15 protein-coding genes are annotated in these 23904 nt (G+C 54.9%); 8 read left to right on the top strand and 7 right to left on the bottom strand.

Annotated elements, in window-relative coordinates; genetic code table 11:
- Positions 1-91 precede the first annotated feature (91 nt).
- Both GSQ81_RS07970 and GSQ81_RS07965 read right to left on the bottom strand, forming a co-directional pair.
- Positions 92-1522, bottom strand: a complete 1431-nt coding sequence (locus tag GSQ81_RS07970) for a sugar porter family MFS transporter (protein ID WP_158910258.1) — start codon at positions 1520-1522, stop codon at positions 92-94.
- A 4-nt stretch (positions 1523-1526) separates the two neighbouring features.
- Complete coding sequence (locus GSQ81_RS07965; RefSeq protein ID WP_158910257.1) at positions 1527-4940, bottom strand: DUF5107 domain-containing protein; 3414 nt, start codon at positions 4938-4940, stop codon at positions 1527-1529.
- 475 nt (positions 4941-5415) lie between these two features.
- On the opposite strand from GSQ81_RS07965, the gene GSQ81_RS07960 reads away from it, so the two are divergent.
- Entirely contained in the window at positions 5416-7404 is a 1989-nt protein-coding gene (locus GSQ81_RS07960) for a peptidylprolyl isomerase (RefSeq protein WP_158910256.1), read from the top strand.
- A gap of 112 nt (positions 7405-7516) precedes the next feature.
- On the opposite strand, the gene GSQ81_RS07955 is transcribed toward GSQ81_RS07960, so the two are convergent.
- The 4 genes from GSQ81_RS07955 to GSQ81_RS07940 form a co-directional block, all read right to left on the bottom strand.
- Complete coding sequence (locus GSQ81_RS07955) at positions 7517-7840, bottom strand: Hpt domain-containing protein (protein ID WP_158910255.1); 324 nt, start codon at positions 7838-7840, stop codon at positions 7517-7519.
- Positions 7841-7872: 32 nt separating this feature from the next.
- Complete coding sequence (locus GSQ81_RS07950; protein ID WP_158910254.1) at positions 7873-8259, bottom strand: response regulator; 387 nt, start codon at positions 8257-8259, stop codon at positions 7873-7875.
- 67 nt (positions 8260-8326) lie between these two features.
- Positions 8327-10015, bottom strand: coding sequence for a response regulator (locus tag GSQ81_RS07945; protein ID WP_254060075.1), 1689 nt, complete (start codon positions 10013-10015; stop codon positions 8327-8329).
- A gap of 150 nt (positions 10016-10165) precedes the next feature.
- Positions 10166-11233: a deoxyhypusine synthase gene (locus tag GSQ81_RS07940; protein ID WP_158910252.1), complete on the bottom strand. Its 1068-nt coding sequence runs from the start codon at positions 11231-11233 to the stop codon at positions 10166-10168.
- Between the two features lie 248 nt (positions 11234-11481).
- On the opposite strand from GSQ81_RS07940, the gene GSQ81_RS07935 reads away from it, so the two are divergent.
- The 7 genes from GSQ81_RS07935 (at position 11482) to GSQ81_RS07905 (ending at position 23376) form a co-directional block, all read left to right on the top strand.
- Positions 11482-12396, top strand: coding sequence for a rhamnogalacturonan acetylesterase (locus GSQ81_RS07935; RefSeq protein WP_254060074.1), 915 nt, complete (start codon positions 11482-11484; stop codon positions 12394-12396).
- 233 nt (positions 12397-12629) lie between these two features.
- On the top strand, positions 12630-13973 hold the full coding sequence (gene eat, locus GSQ81_RS07930) for an ethanolamine permease (protein WP_158910251.1): 1344 nt from the start codon (positions 12630-12632) through the stop codon (positions 13971-13973).
- A 38-nt stretch (positions 13974-14011) separates the two neighbouring features.
- Positions 14012-15409 carry an ethanolamine ammonia-lyase subunit EutB gene (locus GSQ81_RS07925; protein WP_158910250.1) on the top strand — a complete coding sequence of 466 codons (1398 nt, stop codon included), beginning with the start codon at positions 14012-14014 and terminating at the stop codon, positions 15407-15409.
- Entirely contained in the window at positions 15406-16227 is an 822-nt protein-coding gene (eutC, locus tag GSQ81_RS07920) for an ethanolamine ammonia-lyase subunit EutC (RefSeq protein WP_158910249.1), read from the top strand. The genes GSQ81_RS07925 and eutC overlap by 4 nt, the downstream gene beginning before the upstream one ends.
- Before the next feature lie 105 nt (positions 16228-16332).
- Entirely contained in the window at positions 16333-17340 is a 1008-nt protein-coding gene (locus tag GSQ81_RS07915; RefSeq protein WP_158910248.1) for a helix-turn-helix domain-containing protein, read from the top strand.
- A 245-nt stretch (positions 17341-17585) separates the two neighbouring features.
- Complete coding sequence (locus tag GSQ81_RS07910) at positions 17586-21083, top strand: TonB-dependent receptor (protein ID WP_158910247.1); 3498 nt, start codon at positions 17586-17588, stop codon at positions 21081-21083.
- 133 nt (positions 21084-21216) lie between these two features.
- Positions 21217-23376, top strand: coding sequence for a phosphocholine-specific phospholipase C (locus GSQ81_RS07905; protein WP_158910246.1), 2160 nt, complete (start codon positions 21217-21219; stop codon positions 23374-23376).
- A 209-nt stretch (positions 23377-23585) separates the two neighbouring features.
- Here the strand turns inward: GSQ81_RS07905 and GSQ81_RS07900 are convergent.
- Positions 23586-23904 (bottom strand): fibronectin type III domain-containing protein (locus GSQ81_RS07900; protein WP_174237958.1); only part of this gene is annotated, 319 nt, incomplete at its 5' end.

Here is a 23904-nt window from a genome sequence, read left to right as displayed (position 1 = left end):
GCGCGATAGGGTGTCTGCTTCGCTACAAATTGTCTCACCCTATGAGTTGTTTTGAACTTGGTGGCTCGATATCTTTCGAGTGAGGGAATGACTATCCCGCAATCCCGGATTCGATCTGCTCGAGCGAGCGGCCCTTCGTCTCAGGAACGGTCAAGGCGACGAACACGCAGCCAGCAATACAGATGACTCCGTACCCAAGAAAGATGCCGCTGGATCCGACGCTGTGATCGAGGAACGGGAACGAATAGGTAAGGAGGAACGAAGCGATCCAAAGCGCACTGACCGCGGCTGAGACGCCATGCGAGCGTATTCGATTGGGGAAGATCTCCGATATGAGCACCCAGGTCACAGGAGCCAGCGTGAGCGCGTAGCAACCGATTGCGCTGAGCGTGAGCACCAGCACGGCGCTGGAGGGCCATCCTGCACGATAGGCCCACGCACAGAGAAGATGGGAGACGCCGATGCCAATACAGCCGAAGATCATCATCGGCCGTCGGCCAACACGGTCAACCAGAAGCATGGCCAGTATGGTGAAGACCAGATTGATGGCCCCCGTAATGACGATATTGAGAAATATGTCGTTGGCACCGTAACCGGCGCTACGGTAGACCTCCGCGGCGTAGTTGAACAGAATGTTGATGCCCGTCCATTGCTGCAGTACAGCGAGCGCAACCCCGATCAATACGATGCGGCGCAGGTTGGGGCGGAAGAGCTCACGCCATGAAGACGCCTCGGCTGCGGCCTCAGTGGTCAGCGAGCTTTTTATGCTTGCAACCTCGGCAGAGGCGTAGGCTGTGCCGCCGATCTGCCGAAGCACGCGTTGGGCGTCAATATCCCGTCCCCGCGTAAGCAGCCAACGCGGACTCTCGGGGATAAAGAGCGACGTGATGGTAAAGATGATGGCGGGAATCGCGACGGCGATAAACATCCACCGCCATCCGAGTTGCACGTTCCAGGTATGAAAGAGAGCGGTGGCTGTAAGTCCTGCGACAACGGGACGCGCGATGCGCCAATTAACCACCTGGGCCAGAAGGATGCCGACGACGATTGCGAACTGGTTGAGGCTGACAAGGCGGCCACGAATGGCGGCAGGGCTGATCTCGGCGATATAAAGCGGGGAGACATTGGAGCTAAGGCCGATAGCCGTTCCACCGAGGATTCGCCAGAGGATGAAGCTGGTAAAGGAATGTGCCCATCCCGTGAAGATCGAGGAAATCGCAAAGAGCACGGCCGAGATCAGAAGAACTCTGCGTCTGCCATACCTATCCGCGAGAGAGCCGGCGGCGATGGATCCCAGGAGGCAACCGAGAAGAGCGCAACTATTCGCCCAGCCTACCAGTGCGGCGGAGATGAGGTGGAAGTAGACCTCGTAGAACTCTCTCGCTCCCCCGATCACTACCCAGTCATAGCCGAAGAGCAGCCCCCCGAGAGCGGCAGCCACGGCAATCCCCCAGACGTATCCCGTTACTTCGGCTTTGCTGCTCGTTGCGTGCGATGTGTCTGCGAGGATAGGTCCATGCATGGGCTTACCGACCCTGACTCTCGTAGCTCTTGAGCAAGTCGATTGCCCCGGAGTGGCTGTTGTTCATCGCATGAACCTGCGAGAGGAGATCGAGGCCTGCGCGCTCGTCTCCCATGCCGAGCAGTGCCTGTGCTTTCAGAAACCGCGCTGCCGTAGTTTGACGCTTCGACAGATCTTCATCGAAGAGCAGCATCGCGGGAAGGGATGTGGCGAAGTAATCGATGGTGGGCGTCTGCTGTTCGAGCGCGCACGCATAGTCGAAGATGCGTTGGAACAGCGCCTTCGCTTCGTTCTCGCGGCCGAGGCGGCGAAGCGCCATCGCGCTCCAGTACGTGGTGTCGGAGACAGTCTGCACCTGCATCTGCTGGAAGTCACTCAGGGCGCGGGCAGCACGTTCCCAGTGCGCAGTCGCCTGCGAGGTATCGCCCAGGTCCGCATAGGACACGCCGAGCCAGTAATCGATCATGCTCAGGTTCATCAGCAAATGCTTGGCCTCGTTAAGATTGGGCGGCGAATTTCCAGCGGCACGCAGGTATTCGAGCGCGCGGCCTGCTTCTTTTGTTTGCAGGCACCGGATCGCAAGCAGAATATTGGCGCGGACATACTCAGACAGCACAAGGCCTTCGCCGCCCTCCCATGGTTGAAAATGCCGCGAATGCAGAACCTCGAATGCCTTTTCTGGAGCGCCCGTATTGTTGTAAAGCGCCGCGAGCTCGACCGAGAGATTATCTCGACGTTCGACGAGGTCAGATTGCGCCTGGAGCATCGCAAGCCGACGTTCAACAGACTCGCCGGTCCGCTTCAGAAGCTGGTCCTGTTCATAGAGGATGCGAGCATCCTTCGGCGCAAGTTCGCCTGCGCGTTCAAAGGCCTTCAGCGCTCGCTGGGAGTCGTGCAATGTGTTGTAGTAGCCGAAGCCGAGATTGCGCCATGCGGTAGGAAAAGTTGGATCGAGCTCGGTCGCGCGCTCCCACAGAATGATGGCCTCTTCGTGACGGCGGCGGTCGTAGAGAAAATTACCCAGATAGTAAGGTGCGCGAGCATCGTCAGGATTCCTGATGATGGCGTTTTGAAGGAGCACCATCTCTTCAAGCCGGCTGGGGAAGACGTACGTTGGGTCAGCTTTCGCCGCGCGTCGATAAGTATCGGAGCTCTCGGTCACGCGCCTCAACCGATGCAGTGCCTCGGCCAGCGCATAGAGCAGCAGGGAAGCCGCGCCATCGTTTTGCTGCGAAGGCTCGGAGGACAGGACGCGCAGAGCATCGTCGAGCAGTCCGGCGCGGAGCAGGTCGAAGCTGAGATCGAGCCTCTGCTGGTTCTCCAGCGGAAGGGTATTGCTCATCAGCCATCGATTGAAGATGTCGAGTGGATCTAAAGTGTGCGTGGACTCAAGCAGAGTGGCAGCTTCTGCGTCGCGGCCCAGCTTGCGCAGAACGACCGATTTAAGATTGCGCGCATTCAGATTATCGGCTTCGGCACGTAGAGAACGGTCGAGGTGATCGAGCGCGGTCTTCCAATCGCGGCGGCTGCAATCGATCTCTGCGAGACGATGATAGGCTGGACCCCTCCACGCCGCGTTCCATGTGCTCTTATAGAAAGCATCGTATGCGTCTGCGATGCGATCTTGATAGAGCAAGGTGAGCCCCAGATTGTAGGGAGGCTCCCCATCGTATGGATTCGGATTGCGAATCGTAAGACGAGCAATTGCGGTGCGCAAAAACTCTTCGGCTTTACTGTACTCACCGCGCCGCAGATGCCAGCGGCCAAGCGCATGATTGCATCGGCTGTCGCCCGCATCCCGCCGCAAGGCCTCGCGCCAGTAATCCTCAGGCGAGCGCGTTGGATGCCGGTACTGTTCGAGATGAAGCCCGTTGAGAAAGAGTTCGTCGCTCGATGCGACATCCTGCGGCAGCGGTGGCTCCGTAGCAACTTCAGGCTTGGGCACAGGACTAATTTCGGCTGGAGCATAGCGCAGTAGAATCTCCTCACCCTGTTCCAGCGTGACCTCTAAATCTTCGTCGGCATTCTTCGGGTCCACGCTGTAATGCAATGGTGTCAACGGATCGACATGGCCCTGCCAGAGGCCTATCTCCTTGCCCTTAAGCCGCAGACGAACTACGCCGTTCGGAAGCGCGCGAGTAACCTGTAGATGAACGTGAATGGCCGCGTCAGTCCGCTCAATACGGAGAGCCGCGTCAAGATTCGCGATATCGGGAACGCCGATGGCGCCAATGGGGTACCAGAACTGGCTGAAGGTTTTGGTCTCGCCTGGCGCGAGAAAAGAGAAATCCGGCTGGTTGTCGGTGTAGACCCCGGACATCAGCTCTACATATGGTCCATCATGGTCCGTGAGGCTACGGTCCCAGGCGTAGCCAAAATCGTGGTTGCCCCATGTCCACTGTTTCTTTCCCGGCGAGATGTGGTGGTTGGCATAGGCCACCGTGCCTGCACCACGCTTGTGATCGTACCCGCCAAAGAAATTGCCCTTCGACTCCACAATCATATAGCTGGTGGGAACAGGAATATTGGCATACCAGCCGAGATCGTTGGGAGCATACGAGCCGTCGGGAACTAAGTGACCGGGCTTCTCCTCTTCTGGAACCCCGCATCGCGCCCGCTCGCCATAGTCCACCCCGTAATAGGCACCCTGACAGAGTGGATATTCGGTGAGGGCACGCTTGGCATGGTCGGCGGCGAAGCGAACATCATGCGGAAAAAATGCCTGATACTTTTCATGAACATGGGTGGCGACATTCGCCCACCAAAGAAAGGTCTGCGTCTGCAGCGTGCGATTGTAGAGCCGGACCTTGAGTTCAACCACCGCCTTACTTGGCCGCAGACAGATCCCATGCATGCCCTTCATGCGCTCCATTGGATCGTGATCGCTGCACCAGATCGTCACCGATCCATCCGGCTCGCGTTCAATCGCTATCTCGACCGGCATGAAGGTGGCAGGCCGATGATGCTGCGGCCAGTTAAACTCAACCCCGCCCGACACCCAGGGCCCCGCCAGTCCTACTAGAGCAGGCTTGATCACGTTTTGCCGATAGAAAAAGTCGTATCCAGTGCGCTTGTCGAGGCCGACGTGAATCCTGCCTCCAAGCTCGGGAAGCACCATCAGGCGCAGGAACTCATTTTCGATATGCACCGCGCGCCAGTCACGAGGATGGGGCACCGTGTCGATGGAGTCGATTACCGGGAGAGGATAGACGCGTCCGCTGCTGCCCTGGTAGACGCGCTTCTCCAGAAAGAGCGGGTTAGGGTCGGGTGCAGCCGGACTATAGGTGAGCATCGTTACAGGCTGCTCCCACGCCTTCACGGCGCCCAGCTCAGAGGCGGGAGCTTCGGGAAGGTCCAGCTTCGAGACCGGCGAGGTTTCCTGGCGCTCTTTCATCTCATCGATCTCATCGTGCGCCATGTGCTTTCCTTGCTCGGAATTCTGGCCGTAACAGACTTCAGCCTGGGACTCTATCGAATCAATACGAAAAGAATCGGGGCATCCATCGTGTACGTTACCGCAATCGAAACTCTAGAGGATACCCTTGGCGCTGTCAAGTCGCATTCGAGAATAAGAAAACCCCGAACCGAGATGATGGCCTAAAGATCAGGAGATAGGCCTTCTGTAATTTTGTCGGGAAGAGAGAACAGCGCCGCATCTCCAAAAGCGCGCCTCCGGACCCTATCCTGCATCGCCCAATATGGGTCAAGTTCTAAAATCCTGGAATGCCTTTGGATGAATTCAGACTCGCACTGATTTATACTGGTTGCTTGCCCTGCAAATGGCGTGGTACGCGTCAACCAGACGTGCAACTATGCCGCGCAAAATCCCGGGCACGCGGTCGCCATCCGAAATGGAGGGCGGGCACGCGCGAAGTGAAGGTCTTTCATCTAGCATGATTCGCATTCTGCAGCAGGACAACCGCCTCATCAAGATTATCTTTGCCGTCATTATTACCGTGGCTTGCGTCACCATGGTCATCACGCTGGTTCCGGGTATCTTCGACAATACTGACAGCGCCGGGCCGAACGGCACCTATGCGACGGTTCGCGGCCCTGGAATCCTTGGTAGATTTGTAGGGGAGAGCGTCCCCATCAAGGAAACGGATGTCGAACAGCTTGCGCAGCGGCAACTGCAGCAGCAGCATCTCCCCGATTTCCTGATGCCGTATATGACCCAGCGCGCCGGGCAGGTGCTGGTGCAGCGTGCCATCCTGAAGCGCGAAGCCGACAAGATGAAGCTGGAGGTGAGCGACGAGGACCTTCGCAATGAATTGAAGACGGGGCCTTTCGCCCAGTACCTGTTTCCGAATGGACAGTACGTTGGCGATGACGGCTACATGAATTTCGTCCAGAGCAACTTTCAGACCAGCCGCAGCGACTTCGAATCGAAGGTGAAGAGCGACATGGAGCTGACGCGTCTGCAGGCTCTGATTACCGGCGGCGTGACCGTGTCCGATGCCGCAGTTCGCGAGGCCTACCAGGTACAGGGAACCAAGGTTAAGTTCGACTATGCTGTGATCTCATCGGACGATCTGGCTAAGACGATCAACCCAAGCGATGCGGAGTTGCAGGCATTCTTCAAGTCGAACCAGGCGCGTTACGCGACAGCAATTCCTGAGACGCGCAAGATCGCATACGTCGCCTTTGACGCATCCAACCTGCCCGGCGGCAAGCCGCAGATCACGGATGCCGAGGTTCAGGCCTACTACACGCAGCATCAGGATGAGTACAAGGTGCAGGACCAGGTCAAGGTTCGTCACATTCTGATTGCCGTCCCGCAAGGTGCGGACGCCAAGACGGACGCAGCAGCTAAGGCGAAGGTAGATGACTTGCTGAAGCAGATCAAGAGCGGCGGCAACTTTGCCGACCTGGCAAAGAAGAATTCAGATGACCCCGGCAGCAAGGACCAGGGCGGCGAGCTTGGCTGGCTTGACCATGGCAAGACGGTGCCGGAGTTCGACAAGGCGGCCTTTGCACTGGCCCCCGGACAGACCTCCGATGTAATTAAGACGCAGTTTGGCTATCACATTCTGCAGGTGGAAGATAAGAAGACGGCTCATGAACGGCCGCTCGCCGAGGTAAAACCAGAGATCGTTCCGGTGCTCGAACAGCAAAAGGCTGGAGCCGCTGAGCAGAACTTCGCCACGCAACTGGCAAACGACGCCAAGGCGAATGGTCTGGATAAGGCTGCCGTTGCGAAGGGGCTGCATGTGGTCACAACGGATTACATCGCGAAGGACGGCGTTGTCGCCGGGCTCTCCGATGGCGCCGCACTGCTGGCGCAGGCATTCTCGGCTGCCAAGGGAGCAGCACCTGCGGCAGTTTCGACTGGTAACGGGTTCGCGATCTTCCAGGTGGAAGACGTAAAGGCTGCCCACGCTCCTGACTTTGCGGACTACAAGTCGCATATCGTTGATGATTTCAGGGAGCAGCAGTTGCCCCAGTTGTTGGCCACGCAGCTTGGCAAGCTCGATGATCGGGCCAAGGTTCTGAACGATCTGAAGAAGGCTGCCGCCGAGATGAACATCCCGGTAAAGACCAGCGACTTTGTCGGCAAGGACGGCCAGGTTCCCGATCTGGGCGCGATGAGCGGACCGGGCGCTGTTGCTTTCTCGCTTGCCAAAGGAGCGATCTCAGGTCCAATCAATGCTGGCCGGGTAGGCGTTGTGCTCGCCGTACTTGACAAGCAGGAGCCGACGGCTGACGATATCGCCAAGAACTTTGACAAGACGAAAGCGCAGTTGTTGGGAGAGCGGCAGGACGAGATCTTCCGTGTCTACATGGGCGATCTGATGGAGAAGTACGAAAAGGGTGGTGCAGTCCGCTACTCGAAGCAGCCTGCCACACCGGGTGCACCCGGTTCCACTCCGGCAAGCAGCTAATCCGCATTCGTTCCGCATTGAGAGCCCGGTCGATGACCGGGCTCTTTTCTTTGACGGTTTGTCAGAATGACGCTTCTTTCCGGCGAAGGCTGGAGATACCTGCAACTGCAAACTATTTAAGCTGCAAAGTCCGATGCAATTGGGTGACTAACAGTGCAAGGCGGCTCGAAGTGGCCGGAGTGATGGCACCAAGTAGCTGTTCAATCTGCCGAGCGATCTCTGTTCCATCGGAGTACCCGAACATACCCAAAGAGCCGGCGAACTTGTGTGCAATCTCAAGCGCCTCGATCCGCAAGACTTCGCTAAGTTCTCCCGATTCCGCTGCCGTTGCTGCGCGATCAAGAATTGCGAGCCGTTCCTGCAGCAGAGGAAGACCTCGTTCCCACAGGCCTGCCAGCAGGGCATTAAGTTTTTTCGATTCGTTTTCCGGAGTCATGAGCGGGACCGATAAATTGAGACGGCAAGCGACTAGGCTGACGAATCTTCTTTCCACCCCAGGGCTTCAGAGATCTGGCGGGCTAAAGTCATGGGGTCAAAGGGCTTGAAGAGGACTGCAGCCAGGCCAAGGCTGGCGAAGCGGCGTTGATCGACTCCCTGAACCTTGGCCGTGAGCAGGAGAACGGGAATATGGGCGACAAGCGGGTTCTGCTGCATATTGAGAAAAGTAGTCGGGCCATCGACGCCCGGCATCATGACGTCCATCAGGATCGCATCGGGCTGTTCCTTGGTGGCAGTTGCAATCCCTTCGACGCCGGAGCCCGCAGTGAAGACTGTCCAACCGGCGGTGGCTTCAAGGGCAAGCGCAGCAACTTCGCGGATATCCTCTTCATCGTCAATGATTAAAATGCGTTTCATGAGCGAGCCTATTTTCTCATGCTCCGCCGGAAAGTGGTGCAACTGCGGAGTTTCGCAGGAACTTCAACTAATTTGTGCTAATAGGAGCGAGTTCGGTGTGCTGGGAACGAAGGCGTTGCACCATCGAAACGACCAGTTCTTCGACCTCTTGCGGCTGGATGCGTGCCTTGGTAAGAAACTCGGTCGGCCCCAACCGGAGCTTCGCCATCTCGCCGTCGGACACTTCGCGTCCGGAGTAGACGACCAGGGGAAGAGCGCGGAGCGCCGGTTGTTGCCGCAGCCAGTCGACCAGGCTGAAGCCATCGCCGTCCGGAAGAGTCAGGTCGAGGATCAGAAGGTCAGGGGGAGAATCGATGCATTGCCGAATCGCCTGCTGGCGCGTGGCGGCATGGTCGATGTGGATGGCTGCGTTCTGAAAGCTGGCGAGGACGACGTTGGCAAGGTCGAAGTCATCTTCGACGAGAAGAACGTTGGCAGGTCCATCGCCATGGTGGAGAACGCGGCCTAGTTCGGCGAAGAGGAGCTTCTCGTTGAAGGGTTTCTGCACCCATCCCTGAGCATCGCCGGTGAACTGGGGACGCAAGGTTGGGGAGAGCACGCTGAGAACCACCACTGGAATGTGGGCTGTGGCCGGGGTGTTGCGCAGGTGTTGAAGCGTCTCCCAGCCGCTGAGGCCGGGCATATAAAGATCGAGGAGGATCGCTTCCACCTGGTGCTCGGTGGCGAGAGTAAGGGCCTGCTGTCCCGAGTTGGCCTCGATTACGGTGTAACCCTGACGGTGAAGGTGTTCGGAGACGATGGTGCGGATACCGGGATCGTCGTCGCAGATGAGGATGGAGCCGTTGCCGACGGGAGACTCGGATGAGGCTGGTTGCCGTGCAAGGTCGCTGGCCCGCGTGACGCGGGGGAGCATGACGTAGAAGGTGGTTCCGGGGCCGAGGTTGCGTTGCGCCCAGATGGAGCCGCTGTGCTGCTGGACGATGCTGCGGCAGATGGAGAGTCCAAGGCCGGTTCCGCCTTTCTGGCGCGCGTCGGACGGCTCGACCTGCTGGAAGCGGTCGAAGATGTTATCGAGCTTGTCGGCCGGAATACCGCGGCCTTCGTCGGATACTTTGAGGAGTATTGAGTCCGAGGTGGCTTCGGTGTGGATGCGGATCGTAGAAGCAGCGGGAGAGAACTTGATGGCGTTGGAGAGGAGATTGGTGAGGACCTGAAGGATGCGGTCGGAGTCGCCGTCGAAGAAGAGGCCTTCGGTTGCGGGCGTCGGCGCGATCAGCTCGATGTGGACGGTGTTCGCGTCGGCCATCGGCTTCATGGTTTCGATGGCCTGCTTGCATAGCTCGCGCAGGGAGCAGCGGCGGACTTGCAGGGGAGCGCGGCCCGATTCCATGCGCTCGATGTCGAGGATGTCGTTGATGAGCCGGATAAGACGGTCGGTGTTGGTGACGGCGATGCGGAGCAGGTTCTGCGCCTTGGCGTCGACGTCGCCGATGACGCCGGAAGAGAGCAGTCCCAGCGCGCCGCGAATGCTGGTGAGCGGTGTGCGCAGCTCGTGCGAGACGGTGGAGATGAACTCGTCCTTGAGGGTGTCTAACTGCGAGCGTTCCGTTAGTTGCAGGCTGTGTTGGTGCTGCTGTTCGCGAGCCTGCGTCAGTTGGGTAGAGATGTCCCGGAGACTATTCCGCGAGCGTACGACGGCGACGAGCAGGAGGCCGATGATGCCGAGGAGCAGAAGATATCCGAGGATGAGAAGCATGTGCATTTTGGCCCGTAACTATAGGGTAACTTGTTCAGCAGCGTAATGGTAACGCAAGAGATATGACCTTCGGATTGATGGAATCTGATTGATACATAAAAAAAGACGTTCCAGAAGGAACGTCATTTTTATCATAGGTTTGGATACAGGCTAGGCGTTGACCGGCACCTGATCGAGGATTTTTGTCCAAGCCTTGCCTCTGCGGGCGGCCTGAGCATTCTTGTGGAAGGCGTAGCCGGCAATGAGCGGCAGCGCCATGGTGGCTTCGGAGAAGACCATCTGCTCGTAGGTGAGGTCGACCTTGCCCCAACTGCTGGCTTCCTTGAGGGTGCTGCCCGACAGAGCACCGTCGCGGGCGTCGGCCACGGTGATCTGGATGGCGTACTTGTGCATCGACGCTTCGACGCCGAGAACGTCCGCTGCCACCACGATGTCCTGCGCGAAGTTCTTGGGAACGCCGCCACCGATCATCAGCAATCCGGTGGTTGGATTGGCGATCTTGAGCTGGGTGAGCTCGTAGAAATCCTTGGCGCTGTCGAGCGAGACCATAGACTTGCCCTGGCGCGCGTGCTGGTGGGCGACGAGGCCGAAGCCGGCGGAGCAGTCGGAGAAAGCCGGGCAGAAGATGGGCACGTTCTTCTCGTAGGCGGTGAGGACGATGGAGTCGCGTCCGCCAGCCTGTGGAGTTTTGCCTTCTTTGACGAGGTAAGCTCCCATCTCGCGGATGAACTCGCGCGAGCTGTAGGGGCGGTGCTCGAGCGAGTTGGTGATCTGGTGGATTGTCTCGTCGCAGATGCGCAGCTCGTCCTCGTCGATGAAGGTGTCGTAGATGCGGTCGATGGCCAGCTCGCGGAGGTCAGCGTCTCCTGCGCCGTACTTGTACTCGTCACCGGCGATGTAGTGGTTGAAGCCGAGGGCCTCGAAGAAGTCCTGATCGACGATGTTGGCCCCGGTGGAGACGATGGCATCGACCATGTTGTTGCGGACGAGGTCGATGATGACCTTCTGCAGACCGGCGGAGATGAGCGAACCGGCGAGGCAGAGGACGACGCCGCAGTCGGTATCGCGGAGCATCATGTCGTAGATGCTGGCGGCGCGGGCGGTGTCACGCGAGCTGTAGGCCATCGACTGCATGGCGTCGACGAGAGCGACGACGTTGTGCTGCTTGATATCGATGTGCTGGATGGGGTGGGCGAGGAGTTCTTTTTTCGTTGGCATGGCAGTTATTAGGATAACAAGCGACGGTGCCGGGGGCTGGGTTGGGGTTGTTAATTTCTGGTTTGACGGTGTGTGGATTTGTGGCTGGGTTGGAGGGTAGGCAGCGGCAACGGCGAAATACAGGGGATTGTCTCTCCATTACGGCGTGCGATAAAGCCGCGCGCCTCCAGTCGAGATGACGTTTTTTTTTAGCTCTATGTCGTATCTTAGATTTGACGATTGAATTCCGTATAGGGTAAATAGTTTCAATGAAGAAACTTGCGATCCCGCGGACTCTATCCCTCCTTGCCTTTGTCACAGTTTGCCTTCTTGTTCTTCCGGCAGTACGAGCGCAGGTCACCCAGATGACTGTGGAGCCTGGGTCGCCAACCGATCCGACTGTCCATGCCAAACTTGGGCTGCCTGCACCCGCCAACCCGCATCTGCCAACGCTCTTCATCGTTGGTGACTCTACCGTTCGCAATGGCCATGGCGATGGCGCTCATGGACAGTGGGGCTGGGGAGAGCCAATTGTCGATCTCTTCGACACGTCGAAGATCAATGTTGTTAATCGTGCCATCGGCGGTCGCAGCAGCCGCACCTACATTACCGAAGGGCACTGGGCCGACACGCTTGCATTGATGAAACCGGGCGACATCGTTCTCTTCCAGTTTGGGCACAACGATTCGGGCCCGCTCGACGATACGGCTCGCGCTCGTGGCACCATTCCAGGCGTCGGCGACGAGAGCAGGGAGATTGAAAATCCTATCCTCAAGCGGCATGAGACCGTTCATACCTATGGCTGGTATATGCGCCAGTATGTGACCGATACAATGGCAAAAGGGGCAATCCCGATTCTTTGCTCACCGATTCCGCGCAAGATATGGAAGGACGGCAAAGTAGTTCGCAACTTCGACAACTATGGCGGATGGGTCCGGCAGATAGCAGAGCAGCAGGATGTTGCCTTCATTGATCTGAATGCGATTATTGCGCGCCGCTACGATGAACTTGGCGAGCAAAAGGTCGAACCGCTGTTCGCCGATCCGCATACACATACCAGTTGGGCAGGAGCGGCGCTCAATGCCCAGAGTGTTGTGGCTGGATTGAAAGCTCTTCCCCAGGATCCACTCGCAGCTTATTTTTCTGTCAAGGGGAGAGCAATTGCGGCCGATGCGGGGAATTGACTCAACGTTCAGATGTCGCTCTCGCGGTTTAAGTATATAAATCCTTTGTTCAACCAATCGGCCCAGCGTTATCGCTGGGCCGATGATTTATGTCTTAGCTTCGAGAGGGCTAGAAGAGATGACGCATTGAAGTAATCGAAATTTGCGCGGAACTGCCATGAAAGCAAAGAGATTGCCGATTTTTGATAACTCGATTCCGGATAATCCCATAATAATGAAGGCTACGAGGCGACATGGAAGAACACGCGCACCTAAAAGCAACTCTGAATACGTGGCAGTTATGGGGCATTGCGGTCGGCCTCGTCATCTCGGGTGAGTATTTTGGCTGGAGCTATGGATGGGCGAGCGCGGGTACGCTGGGTTTTCTGCTTACTACCATCCTGGTAGCTACGATGTACGCCGCCTTTATCTTCAGCTTTACTGAGTTGACAACTGCAATCCCGAGTGCTGGCGGTCCCTTCGCTTATGCGCAGCGGGCGTTTGGAGATACGGGGGGGTACATCGCAGCGGCTGCCACGCTGGTGGAGTTTGTCTTTGCGCCGCCGGCGATTGCTCTTGCGATTGGTGCATATCTCCATGTTCAGTTCTCGGGACTCGCACCGAAGCATGCTGCAGTGCTTGCTTATCTACTCTTTATGGCGATCAATATTGTTGGAGTACGAATCGCTGCCAGTTTTGAGTTCATCGTCACGCTGCTCGCCATTATTGAACTTCTGGTCTTTATGGCCGTCGTTGCTCCGGGATTTAAATTGAGCAACTTCCTTGCTGGCGGCTGGGCCGGGCACGATCACTTCTCTGCGATCACAATGGCTGGCATGTTTGCGGCGGTACCTTTTGCAATCTGGTTCTTCCTTGCCATCGAAGGAGTTGCAATGGCGGCGGAAGAGGTGAAGCGGCCATCCCATTCGATTCCTATTGCTTATATTGGCGGAATATTAACGCTCCTGATACTTGCGATGGGTGTAATGATCTTTGCCGGCTCGGTAGGCGATTGGCGGTTGCTCGCAAACATCAACGATCCGTTGCCGCAGGCGATGAAAATGATTGTAGGGGCAAAGAGCGGATGGCTGCATATGCTGGTCTGGTTGGGACTGTTCGGTCTGGTGGCCTCGCTGCACGGCATCATCTTCGGCTACTCGCGACAGATATTTGCGCTGGCACGGGCCGGATATCTGCCATCGTTTTTAGGAAAGGTGCATTCGCGATTCGAGACTCCTTATATCGCTATCCTTGCAGGCGGTATCGTGGGTATCGCAGCGATTTACAGTGATTCATGGATCAGCATTGGAGGCCAACCGCTGACGGCGAATATCGTCACGATGTCGGTGCTGGGAGCGTTGGTGATGTATATCGTCAGCATGCTGGCACTCTTTAAGTTGCGGAAAACGGAACCTAATCTGCCGCGGCCGTTCCGGGCTCGCCTCTATCCATTTGCACCCATCTGGACGCTGCTTTGCGCCGGCACCTGCATCGCAAGTGTGGTTTACTACAACCGCCTTATCGCTACACTGTTCGTTGCTCTGCTGTCGGTGGGCTATCTTGGGTTGCGGCTAAGTTGGCGCAGAAAGACGATATAAACCGAATCTTTCAGCGAGATTAAGGAGCATCCCAACTTGTGAATTTCTCGTATGCGACTCATGACCGGACGTATCGCTTTGACGATCTCAAGACACTGCTCGCGAGGGCCAGCCCTTTGCGCTCCGGAGATGTCTTAGCGGGGCTCGCCGCGGAATCGGACATTGAGAGAATTGCCGCAAGATATGCTCTGGCCGAAGTACCACTGACACATTTTTTGAATGAGGCCGTTGTCCCCTATGAGAACGATGAGGTCACCCGTCTCATTATTGACACTCACGATGAAGCAGCCTTTTCGCCAATTCGACATCTGACTATTGGGCAGTTGCGCGAGTGGATTTTAAGTGATGAACGCGACTCCGATGCCTTGAAAGCCGTAGCCCCTGGTTTGACGCCAGAGATGGTAGCGGCAGTCTCGAAACTAATGCGCAATCAGGACCTGATTCTGGCAGCGCGCAAGTGCAACGTCATTACGCGCTTTCGTAACACGATTGGCTTACCCGGACGCATGTCGGTTCGGCTCCAGCCGAATCATCCCGCTGACAATATTAGGGGCATCCTAGCCTCTACGATCGATGGGTTGCTCTACGGTTGCGGCGATGCTGTGATCGGCATCAATCCGGCAAGCGACAGTACGGCAACAGCGATCGAGCTTTTACGTGGACTCGATAACTTCAGGCTGCGGTTCAATGCGCCGCTGCAAGCCTGCGTCTTGACGCATATTACCAATACGATGAGAGCAATAGAATCAGGGGCTCCCGTTGACCTTGTGTTTCAGTCCATCGCGGGGACGCAGAAAGCGAATGAAGGTTTTGGCATCACGCTTGGCTTGTTGAAAGAAGCACATGAGGCCGCGCTTTCGCTCAAGCGAGGTACGGTTGGGCAAAACTGCATGTATTTTGAAACCGGGCAGGGAAGTGCGCTCTCTGCCGATGCACACTTCGGTGTCGATCAGCAGACCTGCGAAGCGCGAGCCTATGCGGTAGCACGGCAATACTCACCGCTGCTCGTCAATACAGTCGTCGGGTTCATTGGCCCGGAGTATCTTTTCGATAGCAAACAGATTATTCGGGCAGGACTTGAGGACCACTTCTGCGGCAAGCTGCTGGGCCTGCCGATGGGATGTGACGTGTGCTATACCAATCACGCAGAAGCTGACCAGGATGATATGGATACGCTATTGACGCTGCTTGGAGTCGCCGGCGTGAATTTCATTATGGGGGTTCCTGGCGCGGACGACATTATGCTGAACTACCAGAGCACATCATTTCACGATGCACTTTATGTGCGAAAAGTTCTAGGGTTAAGACGCGCTCCCGAGTTTGAAATCTGGCTGCAAGAAATGGGGATTGCAGACGCAGCAGGTATGCTAATGCCACCTGAAGAAGCAGCAGGCGCACTGCTTTCTGGCGGACTTCTAGCCATTGGTGATGCATGATCAAATCTCTTGCAAAGCCCGATCCCTGGCGAACGTTATCGCGATTCACTCAAGCACATATTGGTTTGGGAAGGGTTGGATCGAGCCTGCCGACAGAGGCAATGCTGAGTTTTAGCATGGCGCATGCGCGAGCTCGCAATGTGATCTATGCGCCGTTTCAGCCAGATACATTATCACTGGAGTTGAAAGATGCAGGATTTTATTCACGGAGGGCATGGAGCCAAGCCAAGGATCGCATAGAGTATCTTCATCGCCCCGATTTAGGTCGCAGGCTCTCGATTGACTGCATTAGCGATCTGCAGCCGACATCAAATTCGGCCAGAAGACTTACTATCGTCATCGCGGATGGGCTTTCATCGCTTGCTCCCCAAGAACATTCGCTCGCGCTGTTGAAGATATTGAAACCTCAACTTGTCGAGTGGGATCTGGATGACATCGTGCTTGCCACTCAAGCGCGCGTGGCTCTGGGGGACGAGATCGGTGCTATTCGTGGTGCAGAGGCAGTCGTCATCCTGATCGGGGAACGGCCAGGATTGACCGCAGCCGATAGTCTGGGAGCCTATATAACCTATGAACCTTATGTTGGACGTTCCGACGCAGAGCGTAACTGCATTTCAAATATTCGCCCGGCTGGCCTTTCCTACGAACAGGCAGCTTACAAGCTGGTCTATTTGCTTCGGGAAGCGCGAGTTCTGGGAGGGACGGGAGTTCGGCTCAAAGATGACAGCACTGTTACACATCTGACAGCCTCAGATGAATCGGGCAGCACGACTTTGCAAATGAAGAAAACGGTATCTCGTCCCGGTTGGCCTCAATAGAAAAAAACTCTTTCCGCGATCACTTTATTATTTCTTCTGTAATCTTCTTGTTTCGCATATAGGCAGGATGCATACTAGCGCATATGAGTTGGGTGAGAACATAGCATGGCTGCTTCATCGACCATTCCGGAAGAAATGGGTAGCTTACCCAGGCATGGATTTTATTCTCATACCGCAACCGACGTGGATGACCAGGCCCTTAGCTTGACAGGATGGTGCCAGCTCTACGATCAGCTTGCCCCCGGGCGCTTTTCCGGCAGTATTCATGAGCTATGGATTGGCAGGATGCAGATCTTCCACGAAGCTACCAGTCATGTTCTTCGACAGTCGTGCGTTGTGGACTCCGAAAGTTGGTGGTTCGGAATCCCAATGACCAGAACGGAAGGCTGTAAACTGGCTTCTTTTTCTATGGGGGAAGATACCATCGCCATGCGCCCTGGACATTCCCAGTTCGAGCTGCTGACGCCAAACAACTTTGAAATTCTTGGCCTCGTTGTCGATAGAAAAGATCTGGAAAATCATATTCAGGCATTGAACCAGTCCAGTAGATTACCTCGTGTCATGCAAGACGAACTGCTCAAAATTAGGCCTGGTCAGCGAATGCGCCTTCAGGAATTGGTAAGACAAATTCTGGAAGAGGGCGCCCGCACTCCAGATATTGTTGCCAATCCTTCGTCGAGCAAGAGTATTCGAATTGCCGTGCTGGACGCACTGGCAGACATTTGCAGCACCCATGAGACCACGGGCCGCGCACCTTATAGCCAAATGAGTCACTATAAAATTGTGCGCGAGGTTCGGCAGTATCTTCTGCAGAATCAGGAAGAGACGATTACCGTCGTCAATCTTTGTCAGACGTTTCAGATCAGTCGTCGCACGTTGCAATATGCCTTTCAAGATGTCATGGGGATGAGTCCGAATGCGTATCTGCGGACGCTTCGGCTCAATGGAGTGCGCCGTTGCTTACGTGACCCCAGTTCGGGTGTCATGTCGGTTCAGCAGGCCGCTGCGGATTGGGGATTCTGGCACCTAAGCCAGTTTGCTAGAGACTATCAAGGACTCTTTGGTGAGCTTCCGTCTCAGCGTCTGAAGCGGCGTCAAGCATTCGTTTCGTAATGCTTCTGTGAATAGATCACAAAAAATATTCTCTTTTGCCGATATTAGATAACGGTCTCGCCGTTTGCTGACTATTCTGCACCTATATGGTGATGAACGTCGGACGAGCTATGACGGCCAAAGGCACTTTGCAAGACGCTTGCAGAGCCTTTGTATGTGCGTTTGTCTCATTTAATTCCAGTGCACGTGATGAATAAGTTTCGTCTTATTTGAGGCCCATCGATTTACTCAGCTGAAAGGAAAATATGCGACTGACGATAGTAGTTCGCTCTCTTATCCTAGTTCTTGCGGTGACGATCTTGTCTGCTTGTCCGGTGATAGCCCAGTCGATTCAAGGCTCCATTCTGGGAACGGTAAAGGATCAGACCGGAGCCGCAGTGCCGAACGCGTCGGTAAAGATTACCGACACCGACACAGGCGTCTCCCGGACTGTCACCAGCAACAGCGCTGGGGATTACCAGCTACTGAATATTCCAGCGGACCACTATATGGTGGAAATCAATGCAGAGGGCTTTCAAAGCGAGGTACTGCGAGACCTCACCTTGACGGCCCGTCAACAACTCCGCGCCGATGCAGCACTTACCGTCGGGAAGATCGATCAACAAGTAACCGTAGACGCTGCCAGCGCAGGTACGATTCAAACAGAGACAGCGTCGATCGATGCGTCGCTTTCAGCAGTGGCAGTTCGGGACCTTCCAGCAAACTACCGCGCCAGTACCAGCGGAACAAGCCCTCTTACCATCATTCAGACATTGCCAGGAGTGCAGGCGGACTCGTCAGGAAACTATTCAGTTCAGGGAGGTCTCCCATTTCAGACTGAGGTTTCTGTCGACGGCATTACGATTCAGAGCAGCACCGGTAATTCCCCTATGGCGGACGCCCTTCCCTCAGGTGATTCGATCTCTGAGATCCGCGTAGACGGCGTTCTCAATAATGCAGAGTTTGGGCAACCCGGCGAAGTCACCAGCATCACCAAAGGCGGCACCAATCACCTGCACGGCGCGCTTTTCTGGTATCACCAGGAGTCGGCATTCAACGCCACCCCTTATGGTTCGCTCACCAAGCCGCACGTTTCCACCAATGATTTTGGTATCACTGCCGGTGGTCCTGTCTATATTCCACATCTTTATAACGGTCACGATAAGACGTTTTTCTTCACTACCTATGAAGGATATCGCGGACCACGAACCACGCCTGCTCAGTTTGAAGTGCCAACCACCGCTATGAAGAGTGGTGATTTTTCTGGCGTACAAGGGGTTACACCTCTTAAGGACCCCTTCACGGGTGGAACTTATCCAAATTACACAGTTCCACTGAATTCCGTGTCGCAAAAATTTCTTCAATTCTTTCCGGATCCTAATCTCGGAAATCCTAACGTCTATATTCCTGGCACCGTCAACTACGCAACCAATCAAGAGAATTCACTTTTCTCGAACCAATTTGATGTTCGTGGCGACCAGTATCTTGGCAAGAAGGCTCTTATTTTTGGGCGGTTTACCTGGAAAAATCTCAACCAGGCGAGCCCTAATAATCTAATGGTTCCGTCCAGTTCACATATCAGCCAAAACCGTGTCTTTCTTGGAGCATTCAACTACAGCTTTACTGCAAATCTGGAAAATGAGCTTCGCATCGGTGCGACGCTTCAAACTACAGGCAACACGAATTCTTTCGACGGAAAGAGCTTTGCTCAAGGCAGTGGCCTTGTCGGTTTGCAAAATCTTTTCTACAACGGACTACCTGAACTCGATTTTAGTTTTCTCACTGAACTCGACGCAGATCGGTTAAATTCGCTCACTAAATCCCGCACCTTCGTCTACACCGATGGGCTAAGTTGGACGAAGGGACGCCATAGCATGAAATTTGGCGTTGATGTCCGGAAAATCGAAGCCATCACTCCGCTCGGGTTCAACGGAGCCGACAATTATGGGACCTTCGATTACTCCAGCGCCACCTTTACGGGCCAGGAGTTTGCAGACTTCCTTATTGGTGCACCCAACAATACGTTCTACGATGTCGTGCAGTCCGATAACGATGGCCAGACCATGCACTATCAGGCCTATGCGCAAGATCAGTGGAAGGTGACCGATCGACTCACTCTGAGCTACGGTATTCGTTGGGAATTTCACCCTGCATACCATGACCCTTCGGGCAATATCGGAAACTTTGATCCATCGGTTGCCAAGTCAGGCCGCGTCATCTATCCAGACGGGAAGGGAAGCATCGTCGATATCCCATTTATCGACTCTTTCAATTCCTGTGGGCTTGGTCAGTCGAGCGGACTCCCCGCGCAAAATGGCGCAGCGTGTACACCGACGCTCTCCAATTCTCAAGCAGGCCTGCCGGACGGCCTTCGCCTCTCATCTAAAAAGCGGTTCTTCCCGCGGCTGGGGTTTGCCTACCGTCCCTTCAGCAACGACAGAACAGTTATCCGCGGTGGTTTTGGCATGTATAACATCACCTTACTTGGAGGTAACTTCTACTCCTTGACAGGAACACTGCAGTCAGGGACCGAGACCTATCAAAATTTACTTACTCCAACAGGCCCATCCTATGTCTGGCCGCAGATATATGCGGGCGCTGGCGAAAACAGTAATGCTGCCGCCTATGGCCAGGCTTACTTTGGAACAGCCAACGATATCAACTGGAAAGATCCATACTCAGAGCAGGTATCACTCTCTGTCGATCGCGATCTTGGACATAATTACGGCTTGCGTGTCTCGTACATCGGCATGACTTCACATCACCTGGTATGGGCACCCAATCTAAATGATCTTCCGTACTCCAGCACGATGTCGGCATACTATCAGCCACTCTCCGCGCGTCCCTTTCCCAACTGGGGCCGCATCAATACACGTTCTACAGGAGCTGCCTCAAACTATCAGTCGATGCAGATGGAGCTTTCACACCACCTTTCCAATGGCCTGACCTTCGACTCGACGTACACGTTAGCTAAAAATCTTTCCAATAACCAGGGCCCTGGCAGCGGCAGCTTTACCGGTGAGACTGGCGGTGGCCGAGCATCGTATGGGTATGATCCAAATGTTGATTTTGGTCAGATCTATGGAACTCGACGTCATCGCTGGAACACCACGATGGTGTATGCCATTCCGATAGGCCGCGGACTCCGGTATGGCGGCAAGATGAACCGCGTACTTGACGCAGCAGTGGGCGGTTGGCAGATCTCGAATATTCTTCTTCTGCAGACCGGTCCATTCCTTTCTCCGTACTTCGACAGTGGACAAGGTGATCCATCCGGCACCGGTTCGGGGCTCAATGGAGGTCTTTATGGCGATCTTGGTCACCATACTCAGAAGACGGACCGTGTTAGTGGAAGCTATGTTCCTGCTGGCCAAAATCGAAATAACTGGATCAAAAAGACATCGTTCGTCTGTCCTGGCGACCCAAGTTGGATCCCCGGCAATCCGTGCCACACTGGCGACGGTCAGATTCGGAACGGAATCGCAGATCCCCTTCCAATCGGACGGTTCGGTAACGAGCAGATGGGCTCGGTTGTCGGCCCCGGGACCTTCAATCTATCGACGGGGCTGAGCAAGAGCTTTGCGATCACAGAGGGAGTATCGCTCCGCGCCGAGGGAACCTTCACCAATGTCGTCAACCACACTAATCTGGCAGATCCGAATGTAGATATCTCCAGTCCTCAGTTCGGCGTTATTACTAGCGCCAGACTTGGAGATTTCAGCGGCAACCGCACAGGGCAGGTGTCTCTAAGATTGCAATTCTAAGTTGCAGCTTTCATAGCCGCTCGGCGATCAGCACAATAAGGGTGGCCTACCGGGCCATCCTTGTTGCACAGATGCCGCCGATTGAGAGTGAATGTTGTGCGAGATAATAAATTGAATTCAGGAGATTTGTTTGGTGGGTCAAAGCAAGAACAGACGAGAGTTTCTTCGCATGGCAGCAGCAGCAACCGGTACGGCGCTGTTGCCACAGAGCATCCGCAAAGCGCTTGCTCTTCCAGCCAATCGGACGAAGGGCTCTATACAAGACGTTGGACATGTTGTGATCCTGATGCAGGAGAACCGCTCGTTCGATCATTATTTTGGATCGCTACGTGGAGTTCGCGGCTTCAATGATCCTCGGCCTGTTAAATTGCCGAATGGGAACCCGATCTGGTATCAGCCGCCAGCTAAGATTAAGACGAAGCGCTATCATAATCGCGGTTTGTCTGCACATGCAAAACATATTTTGCCATGGTATCTAAACCCGAAGAATACAACCGAATATCAAGCAGGCACAGATCATGGCTGGAGCAGTGGCCATCTTGCCTGGAATCACGGTAAGTACGACCAGTGGGTAAATCAGAAGCAAGACGTGCTGACCATGGGCTATCTGAAGCGCGAAGACGTTAGCTTTCATTATGCTCTTGCCGATGCCTTTACGCTTTGCGATTCTTATTTCTGCTCTGCGTTTGCTGACACACTGGTCAATCGAATCTATCTATGGACGGGAACATGCGATCCGCGTAATACACATGGAACTAAGCCAAACGGGCCAGCACTTGAAGAACGGGGGAAAGTAAATGGCTATACCTGGACAACATACTCTGAGCGCCTTGAAGCAAACAATGTGAGTTGGAAGGTTTATCAAGGAGGTTCTGGTGTTCCCGGAACTCCAACAGATAATTACACGGATAACTCTCTTGAATTTTTTGCTCAGTACCAAGTAGCAGAAGGGGCATCGGCTACAAGTGCATTAGTGCAAAAAGGTGCTTCAACGCATACGCTTGTAGATTTTCACGATGATGTCCAAAATAACCGATTGCCGCAGGTTTCATGGATCGTGGCACCTTATAAGTATTGTGAGCATCCTGAAGCTTCACCTACCGATGGCGCTTACTATATCAATCTCGTTCTGGAAGCACTTACTTCAAAGCCAGAGATATGGGGCAAGACGGCTTTTTTGATTAACTATGACGAGAATGATGGCCTCTTCGATCATGTTGTGCCGCCAATGCCCCCAAATACACAGGCAATGAATGCACAAGGGCGAGTGTCAGACGATCTGGCCGATAGCCTGAAGGACGAGTTCGTTGATATGGACAGGTACGGCAAAGAGGAGCACCCGCTGATTCCGGGCGCCGATGCTAGGGGCTTACAACCGGTTGGACTAGGGCCGAGGGTGCCAATGTTGATTGTGTCTCCCTGGACGAAAGGCGGATGGGTTTGTTCGCAGACCTTCGACCATACTTCAGTATTGCAGTTTCTTGAAGCTCGTTTTGGTGTACAGGAACCGAATATCAGTAAATGGCGCCGAGCAGTTTGTGGGGATCTCACGTCCGCCTTCGACTTTTCTAGCGTGTCGGACGCTAAAGTTTCTTTGTTCGTTGTACCTGAGCCCATCGTTTCTCGTCACCAGCCGTATAGAGTTCCGATGATTCAAAAGATGCCTTTGCAAGAGCCCGGCGTCCGGCCTGCTCGACCATTGCCTTATGAGTTTTCGACACGATGCCGCATTGAGGAAGAAAAGGTGTGGATCGATTTTGAAAATGTAGACCGTGCAGGCGTAGCTTTCTATGTTTATAACGGGCGTGCGCCGCATCAATCCCCGCGGCGTTATGCTCTCTCAGCATCGAAAACACTCTCCGACTACTGGGAGCCGCTCAAGAACGAAGCTGGCTATGATCTATCCATCTATGGGCCGAATGGCTCCCTTTTTCATTTCAAGGGCCGCTTTCCTTCTGTCCGAAAAGCGGCAACGTCGAAGCCTGAAGCAACGGTGCACTACGATAGACAGTCCGGCGATGTCTATCTCACGCTCGTCAATGAAGGAGCAGCGTCATGTGCGCTAATAGTCCGGAACAGCTATGGGAATTCCGAAACAAGACACTATGAGCTAGCGGCCGGTGCAAGGACAGAGGATTCGTGGCTGCTTGCATCCAGTTCAGGATGGTTTGACATTTCAATAGAAGATAAAGAAGACTCCGCGTTCTTTCGTCGCTTCGCCGGGCATGTTGAGACGGGGAGGCCCAGCACAAGCGATCCTGGAGTTTATTCAGTTAGTGATCTTTCAGGATAGATTTTCGCTAAATCGAATCTGAGTGTGGAACATACTGGCCGGGAGTTACGCCCAAAATACGTTTGAACTTCTTCGTGCTCGTCTCTGTTCAATGTTGTGTGCCATCTGGCGAAGAATGCGTAAAAGGATGGATTGCGCAGAAATGCCATAAATCTTAGCTCAGACTGATACGCAGCCGGGCGCGGATATGCGTACGGAATTGGAGGCTGCTAAGGAATGGTCACGTTGACCTGGTTAGAAGCGACGCTCACGACGCCGGAACCATCAACGCTTTTTACAATATAGGTGTATGTCGAACCGCTTTGGACCGTACTGTCGACATAGGTTGTGACACTATCGACCGTTGAATTCAGCAGTTGGAACGAAGAGCTGCCACCGGTCGCACGATAGATGTTGTAACCAGCGACCGGATCAATTGAAGTAACAGGAGGATTCCAACTCAGATCGACCTCATGTGTTGCGGTGGTTCCCGTTCCGGTGAGGGTGATGGCTGGAGCGGGGTTATTGGTGGAGTTGTTATCGAGGGTG

This window comes from Granulicella sp. L56 (assembly GCF_009765835.1).
In the GTDB taxonomy this organism is placed as follows: Bacteria; Acidobacteriota; Terriglobia; order Terriglobales; family Acidobacteriaceae; genus Edaphobacter.
Note: the sequence above shows the minus strand (reverse complement) of the source record. Positions and strands in the feature narration are given on the sequence as shown.